This window comes from Vibrio sp. Vb1980 (genome assembly GCF_033338615.1).
GTDB lineage: Bacteria > Pseudomonadota > Gammaproteobacteria > Enterobacterales > Vibrionaceae > Vibrio > Vibrio alginolyticus.
Genome location: NZ_JAWOSZ010000014.1, coordinates 81,234 through 96,858, shown reverse-complemented (window position 1 = coordinate 96,858; position 15,625 = coordinate 81,234). Strand labels below are relative to the sequence as shown.

Here is a 15,625-nt window from a genome sequence, read left to right as displayed (position 1 = left end):
CTCATCCCTTATCGATTTATTAAGCGGCGATAAGCAGTTCTTTTGCGTTTGCCAACGTTGAGTCGGTTATTTGACTACCACCAAGTAAGCGAGCTAATTCTGCCACACGTTGTTGTTCATCTAATGCGTGCATTTGGGTTTCGGTTTGGCCTGCTTTGGTTTGCTTAGCAACAAACATTTGTTGATGGCCGCATCCGGCAACTTGAGGGAGGTGAGTGACACACAATACTTGAGTAGATTCGCCAAGCTTGCGTAGCATTTTGCCCACTACGGCAGCTGTTGGGCCACTAATACCTACGTCCACTTCATCGAAGATTAAACTTGGTGTATCTACTTTCTGAGCGGTGATCACTTGGATAGCTAGAGAGATACGTGATAGCTCACCGCCTGACGCAACTTTTGCTATAGGTTGCAATGGTTGTCCCGGGTTGGTCGATACTAAGAAGCACACGCTGTCCATGCCAAGCGGCGATGGGTGCGTGTTGTCATTGCTAACTTCGATACTGAATACTGCTTTCTCCATGCTCAATTCGTGCATGCTTTGTGTGATCAGTTTGTTCAGTTCTTTTGCGTAACGGCTGCGTGATTTGTGCAGTTTTTCTGCTTGTGTTAGAAAGCTTTGGTACTTGTGTTCTACTTCTTGAGCAAGTTCATCTAAACGTTCATCGGAGCAATCTAACGCTTCTACTTGGGCCAGAAGATCTTGATGATGCTGGTAGAGTTCTTCTGGCATTACGTGGTGTTTACGAGCTACAGACATCACTTTAGAAAAACGTTCTTCTACATAAGCCATACGAGCTGGATCAACATCGATGCCATCTAAGTAGCTGCGTAATTCATTCTTCGTTTCTTCAAGTTGAATCATCGCTTCTGACAGCATGTTAGGTAGCTCAGATAGCTTTTCATCTAATTCGGCTAATTGAATTAGGGAGTGATTGGCCGATTGCAAAATACCAAGCGCATTGACTTCTTCACCTTCGTAAATAAGTTCGATGGCTTGCTGACAGGTAGTGGCGAGTTCACCACTGTTGGATAGTCGTTTATGCTCTTGCTCGAGCTCTGCAAATTCTTCTTCACCTAGCGATAACTCATTCAGTTCTTTGATTTGGTATTCAAGCAACTGTTTTTGCGCCTGGTTTTGCTGGCTATTTTCTTTTAGCTGCTTGAGGTTATTATCCGCCTGACGCCAATGCTGGTAAGCACTTCGTGTGCTTTTTAGTAGGTTTAAATGCCCAGCATATTGGTCGAGCATGGCCATTTGGTGCTCACTTTTCATCAATTGATGATGAGCGTGCTGCCCATGGATATTGATAAGTAGCTGCCCTAGAGATTTGAGTTGTGATAGTGGAACAGGGCTGCCATTAATGAAGGCTCTTGAGCGGCCTTCTTTTGTGATAATACGACGCAAAATACACTCACTGCCATCTAGCAGATCGTTATCTTCTAACCAACGTGTTGCATGTAAGTTGTTGTCCAATAAAAAAGCGGCGCTAACTTCGGTTTTCTCTTCACCTTGTCGCACCATGCCGGCATCGGCTCGTCCGCCTAAGCAGAGCCCTAAAGCATCGATAGCAATGGATTTACCCGCGCCTGTTTCACCTGTAATGGTGGTCATGCCCTTAGAAAGCTCGAGTTGTAAAGACTTAACAATCGCAAAATTATTAACACTTAGATGAGCCAGCATTTTATTTACCTGTATAACTGAACAATACTGTATAAGGGAACAGTATATACTGTTTCTTTATACAGTAAAGTCAGGTAGGGAAAATTTTCTTTGTAGGCTGTTTTTTTGTGATGAAGTGGGAAAAATGAGCCGATGTGATTACAACGACTCATTAAAATTGAACAGGTTACGGACGAGTTGGGTTAATCGTTAGTGGTTCTAGTGTGACGACTGCATTCACACCTGCACCTGGGTGATCTACGTATGAAGTATCTTGCATTAGAGTGTAGTAAACGTCGACGAAGTCATCATCATTCGTGAGTACACCATCGGGGATAGTGTCGATGATCTTGTTCGTGATTTGCGGAATAATCGCGTAAGCCTGAACTTCTGGATCTGGAATCGCTTTCAATACTTCTTCGGCAACTTGAACAAGGAGTTTTGCCAATTGTTTATAGTCTGTGCCGTCATCTTGCTCCATGAGCACAATGTCTGCCGCACCCCAGCGGTAACGAGACCAGTGAATAATGATCTGATTTGGATAGTAATCTTGGTTATCGTAGTCTAAGTATGGAAGCTCCACCAAATCGAGAGTAGGTTCATCACGACTTGGATTGACGCCCGTTACGATAGCGTAGATTTCTGCCTTGCCAGAGATCCAAGGTTCTTTGTCATCGGCTAGACGGATCTTTTTCAACTGCGTGGTTTGAATTGGAGCCGCTTCGCCCACTGCGCTACTTGACAATAGCGGTGTATTTTGGCGTTGTTCATCAGCAATATATGGTTGAACTAAAGCTGGTTGACCGAGTTTTTTCATCTCAGCTTGCATAGCTTGCAAGCCTGCTTTTAGCTCTGCAGAGCTATTGTTATCAACGACAAGTACAGGTACCTCAGGGAGCTGGTAAACATCGAGTTGATGGATGTTGCCATAAACATCAAATGCTTCGATGTATTGCCAATTCTCATCATCACCACTTGGTTCAAATGCAAATAATGGCTCGACCTCGCCACTTTGCCATGCTGTTATCATGGCTTCATTTGCCAAGCGAACTTCTAACAACTGATCAGAGTATTCAGAAATACCTTTCCAGCTACGAATTTGAGTGTCAGCTTGTACAAGCTGGCGGCTGAACTCTGAGTTAGGGTTTTGCTTAACAAATGCTGATACAGACACGTTAGTCTGTTGCGGAGTAATATCTCTTCTCAGCATGGGTTCAATGGCAGCATAATTCTCACTCAATTGTTGAGCTAGGGCCCGTTTCGTCTTAGTGATATCTTCCGCTTTTGCATTGGACACACTGTTGACTTGCGTTTCCTCTGATTGGCAGCCAATAAGTGCTAATGTACTGAGAACAGACAGAATGATGGTTTTCTTCATAATATGTCCTTTATTGATTGTATGAAATAGAGTTAATACTCTATTCATGGTGAGAATATCACCGGACATAGATCATTGAATTTGCTTTTCTATCTTTTGTGTAAAGTTTGCCCACAGGATCAAAATTTATAAGCTTCTCTTTAATGATGACAAATATCGTGTCGCCTCACTACTTTGTGTCTATTTCTTGTCTAAGAAAGCCAAAAGCCAGTAGCAATTGAGCTGCTGGCTTTTTTATTGAAGTTATTACCCTGAGTAACAAGTGTTAGAACAATTTACTAGACCAGCCAAGCTTATTCCGTAAGACGTGATAGTAGCTGTAGTCTTTTGGATGGATGAGCTTTAGTACATTTGGACTTTGATAGATGTGAATTTCGTCGCCAGGGGTAACTGGAAGTGAGACTTGTCCATCACAGCTAACTTCTTGTGTTCCACGGTTTTCTGGTGATACCACCAATTTAATTCGACGTTTTCCATCAACCACCAAAGGTCGACTCGACAATGTATGCGGGAACATTGGCACGAGTGAAATGGCATTCAAGCTAGGAGAAAGAATTGGGCCGCCGCCAGAAAGTGAATATGCCGTCGAGCCAGTCGGAGTGGAGACAATCAAACCGTCGGCCCGTAAAGAGAAGGCGAAGCTTTCATCTATGTACACTTCAAATTCAATCATATGGGCAATTTGCCCTGGGTGAAGTACGGCTTCGTTTAGCGCAGCGTTATGACTCTTTATTTGTCCGTGGCGGTGTACTTCCGCCTCTAAAAGAAAACGCTCCTCTTCAATATACTCACCGTCGAGTACCGCTTGCAGAGACGCTTGGAAGTCGTCTGGGTTCAAGTCAGTTAAGAAGCCCAGATTTCCACGGTTCACGCCTATAACTGGTACATCAAATCGGGATAAAATTCTTGCTGCACCTAGCATGTTGCCATCGCCACCAACCACAATGGCTAGATCGGCATTTTTTCCTAGTTCAACTAAGCTAGCAAACTGACTCTGTGGGATATCATCCAGTATTGCGGCAAGGCGATCGTCAATGAATACTTTATAGCCCTCAGAGGTCAACCATTGGTACAACTCTTTATGAGTTTGAATTGCTTGTTGATCTCTTGGTTTTCCGATAATCGCGATCACGTTACATGGATTTTTCATAGCATTTCCGCATTAAAGAGGCTTGAATCAGGAATCTTCATCCCCATAATAATGGCAAGTCACCTAAATATGCGAATTTTTATGTGGTTAAAGCCCGCAAAAACGCGCATGGCTTTAAGGGCATTATGTTGAATTCTGGAGATATCATGAGCAACGAAGAAAACAAAGTTACAGAAGAAGAGCTTGATCAAATCATCGAAGAGGCTGAAAAAGTAGAAGCTGAAGCACAAGAAGTTGAAGCTGAGCTTGAAGAGCTTGGTGATGAGACAGACGCTAAGATTGCTCAACTAGAAGCGGCACTATTGTCTAGCGAGGCAAAAGTAAAAGAGCAACAAGATGCGGTGTTGCGTTCTAAAGCTGAAGTAGAAAACATGCGTCGTCGCACTGAGCAAGAGATCGATAAAGCACGTAAGTTTGCGTTGAACAAGTTTGCAGAAGAGCTGCTTCCTGTTATTGATAACCTAGAGCGTGCAATTCAAGCGGCAGATACAGAGAATGAAACTGTGAAGCCGTTCCTAGAAGGCGTTGAACTAACACATAAAACGTTTGTAGACGTTGTAGCGAAATTTGGCTTGAAAGCAATCAACCCTGAAGGTGAAGCATTCAATCCAGAGTTCCATCAAGCGATGTCGATTCAGGAGAGCCCTGATCATGAATCAAACACTGTTATGTTTGTTATGCAAAAAGGTTACGAACTAAACGGCCGTGTGATTCGTCCGGCAATGGTAATGGTTGCTAAGTAACTTTAACTACCTGTTTTTTAAATATAAAAGCGCCCATCATTTTTGATGGGCGCTTTTTTGTTTTAAACATAAATGACTGCATCGAACTTCGTTGTATATCGATAAATGAAAATTTGATCCCCTTCATATTTTTTCCTATTGGTTAATTATTTTCCTATAGGAGATTTTCTCTCATCTCGCTGCGTGTTTATTAACGGAAAGGGCTATAAGTGATTGTAATCATTCGTTGTGTGAATATTTGTTCTGCATAGGAATGTAAATATAGTCATTTTTTCTAAAACAATGTCGTTAACAAAAATGTAAATTATCACTTTATTTTGTAACTTCGGTGTGTATGATTTGCGACTAATGCTTTAAAAGTAAGCATATATAACTACAAAAATGTAAATAGTAAACACAACATATCGGAGATTTATAATGGATAAATCGCTTTCTAGTAAGATTTTTATAGGCTTGTTTGCCGGCCTTGTGCTGGGGACAGCAATTCAGTACTTATTTAGCGGTATTGCGATTTTTGATACATACCTACTTGGAGCAGCAGAAGGTGTTGGCGGCATGTTCGTCTCACTGATCAAATTGCTTGTTGTTCCTTTAGTTTACGTTTCAATCGTATGCGGCATTGTTGACTTGAAAGACATCAGTGCATTTGGTCGTCTTGGTGGAAAAACTTTTACCCTTTACATTCTTAACACCATCATTGCGATTACGGCGGCTTTGACTGTCGGCTTGATCTTCCAGCCAGGAGCGGGCGCTAATCTAGCAGGAACGGTATCTGAGGCTGTACAGCTGACAACGACAGAGACGCCGGACATTTTCTCTTTAGTTGTTAACATTGTTCCTAGCAATCCTGTACAAGCGTTTGCTAGCGGCGACATGCTGCAAATCATCTTTATGGCAATTTTGACGGGGCTTGCAATTCAAGCTTTGGATTCTCGTGGTGGCCCAGCTATTCGCACATTCAAAATGGCAAATGAAATCATGATGAAATTGGTTGGATTAGTGATGAGTCTTGCACCATATGGTGTGTTCGCACTAATGATTCAACTAGGTGCAACGCTAAACGCCAATACATTAATGTCCGTTGCCGGTTACGTGGCTTTGGTGGTTGCGATGTTGGTGTTCTGGATCTTCTTCTTCTACCCAATGGCAGTGAGTATTGCGACAGGAACTTCTCCAAAGACTTTCCTACGTGCAACTCGTGAGCAGATTCTTTTCTCTCTATCTACCGCGAGCTCAAACGCGACTATCCCGGTAACGATGCGCACACTGACAGAAAAGCTTCAGGTCTCTAAATCGGTTGCTGGCTTCGGTGTACCACTGGGCGCAACGATGAATATGTCTGGTGTGTCTATCTATATTGCTCTAGCAACGATGTTTGTTGCGAACGCTTTTGGCCAGCCAATTAACACCGCAGACATCTTCACACTTGGCTTAACTATTCTTCTGTTATCTATTGGTGCTGGCGGCGTTCCTGGGGGCGGCGTGGTAATGGTAGGCGTTTTGCTTCACCAACTAGGTTTACCACCTGAAGGTTTAGCAATCATTGCAGCGGTCGACCGTATAAATGATATGTTCTGTACATCATCTAACGTTGTCGGCGACACGGCAGTGAACACCATTGTTGCAAAAACAGAAGGTGAGATAGGTAAAGAAGAAGGTGTTGATGCTGAGCCTGCTCAAGCGAACGCCTAATACCTTGAATAATTTATTTTAACCCTAATATTGAAGCGAGCTCTTATGAGCTCGTTTTTTATTTAGGAAGAGTCGGACATAAATAAATTTATCTGGGAAATGACGTTTTGTTGCGCTACAGCAGTGTGACGAGTTCCCAACTAATCAGAAAGAAACACATAAATTTCGAAAAAAGACGCTTTTTTTTAATTCTGCCCTTGAAAAGCATTTTGCCGCCCTTATCTATGTGGCATAGAGAAGCAAACATTGATTATTTTTGTTTGTGAGCAAGGGTTGAAACCCGATTCTCCTCCCCCCACATTGGGGTTATAACCAAACGAAAATAGAATTTATTCGGAGATAGCCAGATGGGTAAAATCATTGGTATTGACTTAGGTACTACTAACTCATGTGTTGCTGTATTAGACGGCGACAAACCACGTGTAATTGAAAACGCAGAGGGCGAACGTACTACTGCATCGGTTATTGCTTACACTGACGGTGAGACGCTAGTAGGTCAACCAGCGAAACGTCAAGCAGTAACTAACCCAGAAAACACGCTATTTGCAATTAAGCGTCTAATCGGTCGTCGTTTTGAAGACGAAGAAGTTCAGCGTGACATCGAAATCATGCCTTACAAAATCGTTAAGGCTGACAACGGTGATGCTTGGGTAGAAGCGAAAGGCCAAAAAATGGCAGCTCCTCAGGTTTCTGCTGAAGTTCTTAAGAAAATGAAGAAAACTGCTGAAGACTTCCTTGGTGAGGAAGTAACTGGCGCAGTTATCACAGTACCTGCTTACTTTAACGATGCTCAGCGTCAAGCGACAAAAGATGCTGGCCGTATCGCAGGTCTAGAAGTTAAACGTATCATCAACGAACCAACGGCAGCTGCACTAGCTTACGGTCTAGATAAGAAAGGCGGCGATCGCACTATCGCGGTATACGACCTTGGTGGTGGTACATTCGATATTTCAATCATCGAAATTGATGAAGTTGAAGGCGAGAAAACATTCGAAGTTTTAGCAACTAACGGTGATACTCACCTAGGTGGTGAAGACTTTGATAACCGTCTAATCAACTACTTGGTTGATGAGTTCAACAAAGAGCAAGGCATCAACCTTAAGAACGACCCACTAGCAATGCAGCGTGTTAAAGAAGCAGCAGAGAAAGCGAAAATCGAGCTTTCTTCTACTTCTCAAACAGACGTAAACCTACCTTACGTTACTGCAGATGCAACTGGTCCTAAGCACATGAACATTAAAGTGACTCGTGCAAAACTAGAATCTCTAGTTGAAGACCTAGTACAACGCTCTCTTGAGCCATTAAAAGTAGCTTTAGCTGATGCTGACCTATCAGTAAACGACATCACTGACGTAATCCTAGTTGGTGGTCAGACTCGTATGCCAATGGTTCAAGCGAAAGTTGCTGAGTTCTTTGGTAAAGAAGCGCGCCGTGACGTAAACCCTGACGAAGCAGTAGCAATGGGTGCTGCAGTTCAAGGTGGTGTACTTGCTGGTGACGTTAAAGACGTACTACTACTAGACGTAACTCCACTGTCTCTAGGTATCGAGACAATGGGTGGCGTGATGACTAAGTTAGTTGAGAAGAACACAACTATCCCAACTAAAGCGAACCAAGTTTTCTCTACAGCGGAAGACAACCAGAGCGCGGTAACTATCCACGTTCTACAAGGTGAGCGTAAGCAAGCGATGTACAACAAGTCTCTAGGCCAATTTAACCTAGAAGGCATCCAGCCTGCACCACGTGGTATGCCACAAATCGAGGTTACGTTTGACCTTGATGCGGATGGTATCCTACACGTGTCTGCGAAAGACAAGCAGACTGGTAAAGAGCAGAAGATCACTATCCAAGCTTCTGGCGGTCTAAGCGATGAAGACATCGAGAAAATGGTTCAAGAAGCAGAAGCTAACAAAGAAGCGGACAAGAAGTTCGAAGAGCTAGCGACTGCACGTAACCAAGCTGACCAAATGATTCACGGTACTCGTAAGCAAGTAGAAGAAGCTGGTGAAGCGCTACCTGCAGAAGAGAAAGAGAAGATTGAAGCAGCAATTTCTGAGCTAGAAACAGCACGTAAAGGCGAAGACAAAGAAGCTATCGATGCTAAAGTTCAAGCACTAATGACTGCTTCTCAAAAGCTGATGGAAATCGCTCAACAACAAGCTCAAGCGCAGCAAGCACAAGGTGCTGACGCAGGTGCACAGTCTAAAGAAGACGACGTTGTAGATGCTGAGTTCGAAGAAGTTAAAGACGACAAGAAATAATATTTCTTAACCAGATGGCTGCATAGCCATCTGGGGTCGATAAGACTTCGTGTGCGGGCGTTTGGGGCAACTCTTACGCCCGTCTGTTTGTAAACGCTGTCTTTCTAGTTAAGTATGTTGCAGACAAGTGCACTTACCTAGAACGATACAAACACCAAGCGGTGAATCGATGCCGTTTGTAGTAATTAACTGGTGACGAAGAACATGTCAAAACGTGATTTTTACGAAGTATTAGGCGTAAGCCGTGATGCCTCAGAGCGCGATATCAAAAAGGCGTATAAGCGTCTAGCGATGAAATTCCACCCAGACCGAAACCAGGGTGATGATTCTGCGGCGGACAAGTTTAAAGAAGTAAAAGAAGCGTACGAAGTTCTGACCGACCCTCAAAAGAAAGCGGCGTACGACCAATACGGTCATGCAGCTTTTGAACAAGGCGGCGGTGGTTTCGGTGGCGGCGGCTTTGGCGGCGGCGGTGCTGATTTCGGCGACATCTTTGGCGATGTATTCGGTGACATCTTTGGTGGTGGTCGTCGTGGCGGTGGTGGCCACCGTGCCCAGCGAGGTGCTGACCTACGTTACAACATGGAATTGACGCTAGAAGAAGCGGTTCGTGGTGTAACGAAAGAGATCGAAGTACCGACACTAGTACACTGTGATACCTGCGATGGTAGTGGCGCGAAGAAAGGTTCATCTGCTGAAACATGTGGTACCTGTCATGGTCATGGTCAAGTACAGATGCGCCAGGGCTTCTTCGCAGTGCAACAAACCTGTCCTACCTGTCACGGCAAAGGTAAAATCATTAAAGACCCTTGTAATGAGTGTCATGGTCAAGGTCGTAAGCAGAAAACAAAAACACTTAACGTTAAGATCCCGGCAGGTGTTGATACTGGCGATCGTATTCGCCTATCTGGCGAAGGTGAAGCGGGAGAAATGGGGGCGCCTGCTGGCGACTTGTATGTACAAGTGCACGTGAAAGAGCACCATATCTTCGAGCGTGATGGCAACAACCTATACTGTGAAGTGCCAGTAAGCTTTGCGATGGCAGCTCTAGGTGGTGAAGTTGAAGTACCAACTCTAGATGGTCGCGTAAGCCTAAAAGTACCTTCAGAAACGCAAACAGGTCGTATGTTCCGCATGCGTGGTAAAGGTGTGAAAGGCGTTCGCGGTGGCGGTATCGGTGACTTGATTGTTAAGTTGGTTGTCGAAACACCAGTAAATCTAAGCTCACGCCAAAAAGAACTGCTCAAAGAGTTTGAAGAATCTTGTGGTGGTGAAGCGGCGACAAAGCACAAGCCTAAATCAGAAGGCTTTTTCAACGGTGTGAAAAAGTTCTTTGATGATTTAACCAGCTAAGACTTTAGTGAAAAGCACAAATACAAAGGCCTGCTAAAATGCAGGCCTTTTTGCATCTCGGTGTTCTTCTAATTCCAGCAATCACTTGGTTCTTCGACATTTGTTGACGTTAAAGTAATCGTTTTAGCGCCAGTCAAACACTCGTCGTCGTCTTGTCCCAGAGCCGATTTTGCTGTTGCTGTAATGGTATAGGCCGTACTTGCAGAGCTCGCAATATTGAAAGAAAATCTATCTGTGTCTGAATCGCATAGAGTGCATGTGCCTCCAGAGATAATATGACTCCAGTCGTACCCACCATCATAAGATGTCTCTAGCTCTAGCTGAATTCGACTAAGATCGCTCAAGGCAACCGTCCTATGAGACTTGAGCACATGATTGGTGTAAGAAGGGTAGGCGACAGCCGCAATGATTCCGACAATCACTACAGCTACCAGTAATTCGATCAATGTCATCCCTCTCAATCCTTTTTTGTAGCCGTTACAACGAGAAATTCGAATCATCACGAGTAGTTTCCTTTTCACTTTTCCGCCTATTTTTGGCAGGTGATAGCATCTGTGCAAGATGAATTACGGCCCTTTTGCCGTTTACATAGGAATTTGGGAAATGCCTCGCGGGTTTACGTTGTTGGAGCTTCTTATTACTGTTGCTGTCTTGTCAGTACTACTACTTTTTGTCGCCCCAAGTTTTTCAAAAGTTAGCCAACACATGAAAATAGTGAATTTAGCCAACGAATTACAGGGTTTTTTGATCCAAGCGAAATCGGAATCGGTGATGAGAAATCAAGATTTTTGGGTTCATATTCAAGGCTTGCCTTCATCCACCGGAAGCTGGAAGCTCACACTCTCGAGTGTATCGAATGTCACTGACATTACTTCAATGAATACTGTTGCTGAGCTGCAAGGTCATCTATATCGGGGTCTGGTGGTGTCGAGTAATATAACTAGCGTCAAGTTTGATCGTGTTATGGGGAATCCCAAAAATGCGGGAAGTATTCACCTGAAGAAATCTCAAGCGGATACCAGTCCGATAAAAGTAACTGTTCATAACGGAGCAGGGCGAGTAAAAGTGTGCGCTATGAATAAGGCAAAATATGGCTTTGAACAATGCTAAACAGCAGGGTAGTACACTTGTTGAGTTTATGATTGCTGCGTTGTTAGGACTTGTCGCTTTGGGCATTGTTGGCGCAGTGTTTCTTTCTAACCAAAAAACAGCTGTGCAGCGAAGCAAGGAAATAATGCTACTTCAGCAGATGAGTAGTGTAATTCAACAAGTGAAAGAGGATATTCAGCGAGCAGGGTTTGATGGTATTACGACAAAATCAATGATGCTTTCCGGTTCTCCTAGCGTTCTATATCAACAATCCGAAAAAATCGGTTATGTTTATCGAAACACAGCAAGCTCTGTGAGTAATACGATATATCGGTTAAAGGATAATATGTTGGAATATTGCCAGGATGATTCACCATCACCTTTAAGTGTCGTGTCTGCTGCTAGTGGATGTTTTGATCTTTTTGATCCTAAGCAAATTAAAGTAACTCAATTTGGTGTTAGTCGAACATTACTATCAGGTTCGTCAATAGAGAGTGCGTTTATTTCTATTTCAATGGCCGCTGAATTAAAAAATGATCCGGCAATTTCTCACGCCATTTTATTACAAGTTCAGCAAAGGAATTGGCAATGATACGTAAGCATCAACAAGGAGTGGCCACGTTACTTATTACTTCCATACTGCTCTCTGTCGCTTTGGTTGTGACGTTAGGCTCATATAAGAATCTATTTTATCAAATTAAGCGTGCGCAGAATGAAGTTAGTTCTCGGCAACAGCACTGGGAAGCGGAAGGAGGGCTTGAGTGTCTATTTGCTTATGTCACAGATGATGTATCCATAGTGAACGAGCTCATCCCAATTAATCACAATAATTTAAATACCTTATGTAAGAGGGAATTAAACCTTGGCCAGCTGAACGTTACTGATATAGGGGCAGGAGTCTATCGTATTAATTCTATATCTCACAATGGTTGGGCCCAGCTCAATAAAACTTTCAGTACACTAAGTAATCGTGGAAAAGGAGCGATACAAACCACATCCAAGTTAACTACTTATGGTGATTTAAAGGTTCATCCAGATGCGAAAGGTGATCTTAATTCTGACAATCTGTATGAATGCATATCACTGACTTATCGGTATAGTTATACCATGGAAGGCGGAAGCACAGGATCAAAATATAACACTGCATCAATAAGAGCGAATAGCTTATATGATGGTTCTCCTGCTGGAGGGTGTACCGCTGCAACGACAACCAATGTTACAGTAAAAGCTGGGAATGCAATTACGAAAACTAATAAACCTGAAACTTCTGATCCGCAGCTAAAAGGCGATTTTGTTTATGACTCTGAAGTCGATCCATTCCAAACCTTTTTTGATTACAAAAAAACACCGGAAAACATTGATAAAGTCAAAGCTTCATTTCCGAAAGCTGGGAAAATCAATTTGTCAAATGCGACACAGTGTAAATCAGCTATCGAAAATGCTTTTAAGGAAGTAGATAAGGTTTGGATTACTGGTGACTGCGCCATTCACGGGAATTTAGCACTTCAAGGCAACCATGAGAAATATACGTTAGTTATTCAAGATGGTATTTTTATCAATACTGGTTCAACAACATTTCAGGGTTCGCTTTTTCATTTAGTCGATAAAACTAAACCACAGTTTGCTCCTGATGAGTTAAAAAGCTATTGGGAAAGTTTGTTCTCGAATGCTGATGGCTCACCGACTAATTTTACCATTGGTAAACAATATACTGATCTTACACAAACTGTTTATGTTGATGCAGGGGCATTTCACGCAACGGGTGGTTATGGTTTTGATACTGATGGGTTAAAAACCTCAATTGCGGGCTCAATGGAGTTACTATTTGATTCCAGCAAAAGACCTACAACAAGGAGAAATGATGTTCGTTGGCAAGAGGGAAGTTGGAATGCCAAGTAAACAACATGGTTTTAGTTTAATTGAAATAATGATTTCTTTTATTTTAATTGGTGTCGGTGCTCTTGGATTGGTTAAGTTGCAAGCTTACATTGAGCTGCGGGCAGATTACGCGATGCATAGCATTGAAGCGCTAAATCTTGCTGAGCAGAAATTAGAGTGGTTTCGTACGCGTGGGGCTATTTCTGCAGTCCCCTCGATGCCCGCCGCTAATTTTGATACAAATATTGTCTCTGGGGAAGATACTACGCACCCCTTGTATACTTTATCTTGGTCTGTGCCAACGGCAACTCTGTCGGGCGCACTTAAAACGATACATATGGAAGCTCTATGGCAAGATCGCCACGGTAAAATACAATCGGTAGAGCTGAAAACCATGATCTCTAAACATAGCGAATTTGATTAAATAGTCTAGGTTCCTGTTTTACGCCGATTCAATCAAAACCGATTGGAGTTCTGGATAAGGTGTTCACTGTCCGCGTTGCCCTTTTTATATTGAAGAGAATTATTTCTTGCTTCTCATCACGTATAGTTTCTTTTCTTAAAACTATCTATTCATCGCTCTATGCAACCTCTGTTTTTGCCAGCTCGTTTACTAAATGTATATGTTGATTTTTCCATAATGTTTCAGGCTTGTATCTTTGGTTTTGTTTTTTTGCAAAATATGTCTCCAATTATGAAAAAAAATCTAGAACCTTGTGCTTTCTCCATTAGTGTTTACTAGAATACTCGTTGGATAGTAGGCCGTTATAATTATTCAAATAGGCCTTGGCACCAACATCATTCACTATGGAGTTACCATGAGTAACCAAGCTGTAAATAAAGCACCATCATCGAAGCCGAGCGGGATGGAGCGCTTTTTAAACTTTATCGAGAGGACAGGTAACAAAATCCCTGATCCTGCGATTTTGTTCTTCTGGGCATTGATCATTACTTGGGCGGCGTCAGCACTTTTGTCGAATGTATCATTCGATCTTCCAAACCCTCGAACGGGCGAAGCTCTTACTATCACCAACTTACTTACGGGCGAAGCGCTAGCAAGTTTCCTTGCTAACATGGTGACGACGTTTACTGGCTTTGCGCCACTGGGTATCGTACTTGTCGCAATGCTAGGTGTGGGTGTTGCAGATTCTTCGGGCTTTATTACGACGGGTCTTAAGAAGATGCTGAACTTCACGCCAGCTAAGCTTCTTACTCCAATGCTTATTTTGGTTGCCATTGTATCGCATACTGCGGCAGATGCAGGCTATGTTCTGGTTATTCCTCTTGGCGGTATTATCTTCCATGCGGCAGGTCGTCACCCTTTAGCAGGTATTGCGGCAGCATTTGCAGGTGTATCTGGTGGCTTCTCTGCAAACTTTATCCCTTCAGGTATCGATCCGCTATTGGCTGGCTTTACGCAAACTGCGGCGCAGGTTCTTGATCCTGAATATGTGGTTAACCCATTAGCGAACATCTTCTTCACTGGCCTATCCTCTATCATTATTGTGGGGATTGGTTGGTACGTGACAGAGAAAATCATCGAGCCTCGTTTATCAAAAATGCCAATTGATGATGATGCGGAAACCGCGCCAAACCTAGGTTCATTTACTGAACTGGAATCAAAAGCATTCCGTTATGCAGGTTGGGCAATGATGGCGGGTATTGCTTTACTTGTTGCAGCGTTAATTCCAGAAACATCAGCACTTCGCTCGCCTGAAGGTGAAATTACTGCCTTCTCAGCACCGATAATGAAGTCTATCGTGCCGTTGATCTTTATTCTGTTTATCATTCCTGGTTACGTTTACGGTAAAGTGTCTGGAACGTTCAAGACCAGCAACGACATTATCAAAGCGATGGCTGATACTATGTCAACCATGGGCGCATACATTGTTATGTCGTTCTTCTGTGCTCAGTTCCTATCTGCATTTGCTCAGTCAAACATCGGTACGATGCTAGCGTTGTATGGCGCAGAAGGCTTAAAAGCGATGAACCTACCAGGTGAAGTGACCATCATCGGTATGATCCTTCTAACCGCGTCTGTAAACCTACTTATTGGTTCGGCATCGGCAAAATGGGCTTTAATTGGTCCAATCTTAGTGCCAATGCTAATGGCGGTTGGTATCTCGCCTGAGCTGTCTCAAGCGGCTTACCGTGTGGGTGACTCTGTATCGAACATCATTTCGCCTCTAATGGTATTTTTCCCTCTTGTAGTGGTTTACTGTCAGCGTTATGTGAAGTCGGCTGGTATCGGTACGCTTGCGTCACTAATGATGCCATTCTCGATCGCAATGCTGATCGGTTGGTCTATCTTCCTAGTTGCTTATTGGATGGTAGGTATCCCGCTAGGCATTCAAGCTCCTTACACTTACACAATGTAAAAACGTTTAGGGTGTGAAAGCCGCTAATTGGCAGCCAAAA

At 43.3% G+C, this 15,625-nt stretch carries 13 protein-coding genes; 9 read left to right on the top strand and 4 right to left on the bottom strand.

Annotation, left to right across the window (positions count from 1 at the left end; all coding sequences use genetic code 11):
• Positions 1-19 precede the first annotated feature (19 nt).
• The 3 genes from recN to nadK all read right to left on the bottom strand — a co-directional run bounded on the left by recN (position 20) and on the right by nadK (position 4,191).
• Entirely contained in the window at positions 20-1,684 is a 1,665-nt protein-coding gene (recN, locus tag R7F64_RS18685) for a DNA repair protein RecN (RefSeq protein ID WP_005383750.1), read from the bottom strand.
• Positions 1,685-1,850: 166 nt separating this feature from the next.
• Positions 1,851-3,041, bottom strand: coding sequence for a DUF3103 domain-containing protein (locus R7F64_RS18680; protein ID WP_005383752.1), 1,191 nt, complete (start codon positions 3,039-3,041; stop codon positions 1,851-1,853).
• 265 nt (positions 3,042-3,306) lie between these two features.
• The gene (nadK, locus tag R7F64_RS18675) at positions 3,307-4,191 is read right to left on the bottom strand and encodes an NAD(+) kinase (protein WP_005381631.1); all 885 of its coding nucleotides are present in this window, start codon (positions 4,189-4,191) and stop codon (positions 3,307-3,309) included.
• Positions 4,192-4,337: 146 nt separating this feature from the next.
• Between nadK and grpE the strand changes: the two genes are divergently transcribed.
• From grpE to dnaJ, 4 genes are all read left to right on the top strand, one after another.
• Positions 4,338-4,934 carry a nucleotide exchange factor GrpE gene (gene grpE, locus R7F64_RS18670; RefSeq protein WP_021034134.1) on the top strand — a complete coding sequence of 199 codons (597 nt, stop codon included), beginning with the start codon at positions 4,338-4,340 and terminating at the stop codon, positions 4,932-4,934.
• Between the two features lie 417 nt (positions 4,935-5,351).
• On the top strand, positions 5,352-6,626 hold the full coding sequence (locus tag R7F64_RS18665; protein ID WP_005381625.1) for a dicarboxylate/amino acid:cation symporter: 1,275 nt from the start codon (positions 5,352-5,354) through the stop codon (positions 6,624-6,626).
• Positions 6,627-6,973: 347 nt separating this feature from the next.
• A complete protein-coding gene (gene dnaK, locus R7F64_RS18660) occupies positions 6,974-8,887 on the top strand; it encodes a molecular chaperone DnaK (protein ID WP_005381623.1) in 1,914 nt (637 codons plus the stop codon).
• A gap of 204 nt (positions 8,888-9,091) precedes the next feature.
• Positions 9,092-10,240 (top strand): molecular chaperone DnaJ, encoded by a 1,149-nt coding sequence (gene dnaJ / locus R7F64_RS18655; RefSeq protein WP_017635700.1) that lies wholly within the window; start codon positions 9,092-9,094, stop codon positions 10,238-10,240.
• A gap of 68 nt (positions 10,241-10,308) precedes the next feature.
• On the opposite strand, the gene R7F64_RS18650 is transcribed toward dnaJ, so the two are convergent.
• Positions 10,309-10,740: a type IV pilin protein gene (locus R7F64_RS18650; RefSeq protein WP_047102120.1), complete on the bottom strand. Its 432-nt coding sequence runs from the start codon at positions 10,738-10,740 to the stop codon at positions 10,309-10,311.
• 103 nt (positions 10,741-10,843) lie between these two features.
• Here R7F64_RS18650 and R7F64_RS18645 point away from each other — a divergent pair, with 103 nt between their 5' ends.
• The 5 genes from R7F64_RS18645 (at position 10,844) to R7F64_RS18625 (ending at position 15,585) form a co-directional block, all read left to right on the top strand.
• Positions 10,844-11,350 carry a GspH/FimT family pseudopilin gene (locus tag R7F64_RS18645; protein WP_017635698.1) on the top strand — a complete coding sequence of 169 codons (507 nt, stop codon included), beginning with the start codon at positions 10,844-10,846 and terminating at the stop codon, positions 11,348-11,350.
• Positions 11,331-11,921, top strand: coding sequence for a PilW family protein (locus R7F64_RS18640; protein ID WP_017635697.1), 591 nt, complete (start codon positions 11,331-11,333; stop codon positions 11,919-11,921). Before R7F64_RS18645 ends, R7F64_RS18640 begins: the two co-directional genes overlap by 20 nt.
• A complete protein-coding gene (locus R7F64_RS18635; protein WP_318071972.1) occupies positions 11,918-13,228 on the top strand; it encodes a hypothetical protein in 1,311 nt (436 codons plus the stop codon). Before R7F64_RS18640 ends, R7F64_RS18635 begins: the two co-directional genes overlap by 4 nt.
• A complete protein-coding gene (locus R7F64_RS18630) occupies positions 13,218-13,631 on the top strand; it encodes a prepilin-type N-terminal cleavage/methylation domain-containing protein (protein ID WP_017635696.1) in 414 nt (137 codons plus the stop codon). Before R7F64_RS18635 ends, R7F64_RS18630 begins: the two co-directional genes overlap by 11 nt.
• Positions 13,632-14,025: 394 nt before the next feature.
• On the top strand, positions 14,026-15,585 hold the full coding sequence (locus R7F64_RS18625) for an AbgT family transporter (protein ID WP_017635695.1): 1,560 nt from the start codon (positions 14,026-14,028) through the stop codon (positions 15,583-15,585).
• Positions 15,586-15,625 lie beyond the last annotated feature (40 nt).

Bases quoted from the DNA above. Each gene is read 5' to 3' on its own strand.
- R7F64_RS18635 (WP_318071972.1), top strand. From the start codon at position 11,918: ATGATACGTAAGCATCAACAAGGAGTGGCCACGTTACTTATTACTTCC.
- R7F64_RS18680 (WP_005383752.1), bottom strand. From the start codon at position 3,041: ATGAAGAAAACCATCATTCTGTCTGTTCTCAGTACATTAGCACTTATT.
- nadK (WP_005381631.1), bottom strand. From the start codon at position 4,191: ATGAAAAATCCATGTAACGTGATCGCGATTATCGGAAAACCAAGAGAT.
- recN (WP_005383750.1), bottom strand. From the start codon at position 1,684: ATGCTGGCTCATCTAAGTGTTAATAATTTTGCGATTGTTAAGTCTTTA.
- dnaJ (WP_017635700.1), top strand. From the start codon at position 9,092: ATGTCAAAACGTGATTTTTACGAAGTATTAGGCGTAAGCCGTGATGCC.
- R7F64_RS18645 (WP_017635698.1), top strand. From the start codon at position 10,844: ATGCCTCGCGGGTTTACGTTGTTGGAGCTTCTTATTACTGTTGCTGTC.
- R7F64_RS18625 (WP_017635695.1), top strand. From the start codon at position 14,026: ATGAGTAACCAAGCTGTAAATAAAGCACCATCATCGAAGCCGAGCGGG.
- R7F64_RS18650 (WP_047102120.1), bottom strand. From the start codon at position 10,740: ATGATTCGAATTTCTCGTTGTAACGGCTACAAAAAAGGATTGAGAGGG.
- R7F64_RS18640 (WP_017635697.1), top strand. From the start codon at position 11,331: ATGGCTTTGAACAATGCTAAACAGCAGGGTAGTACACTTGTTGAGTTT.
- grpE (WP_021034134.1), top strand. From the start codon at position 4,338: ATGAGCAACGAAGAAAACAAAGTTACAGAAGAAGAGCTTGATCAAATC.
- R7F64_RS18665 (WP_005381625.1), top strand. From the start codon at position 5,352: ATGGATAAATCGCTTTCTAGTAAGATTTTTATAGGCTTGTTTGCCGGC.
- R7F64_RS18630 (WP_017635696.1), top strand. From the start codon at position 13,218: ATGCCAAGTAAACAACATGGTTTTAGTTTAATTGAAATAATGATTTCT.
- dnaK (WP_005381623.1), top strand. From the start codon at position 6,974: ATGGGTAAAATCATTGGTATTGACTTAGGTACTACTAACTCATGTGTT.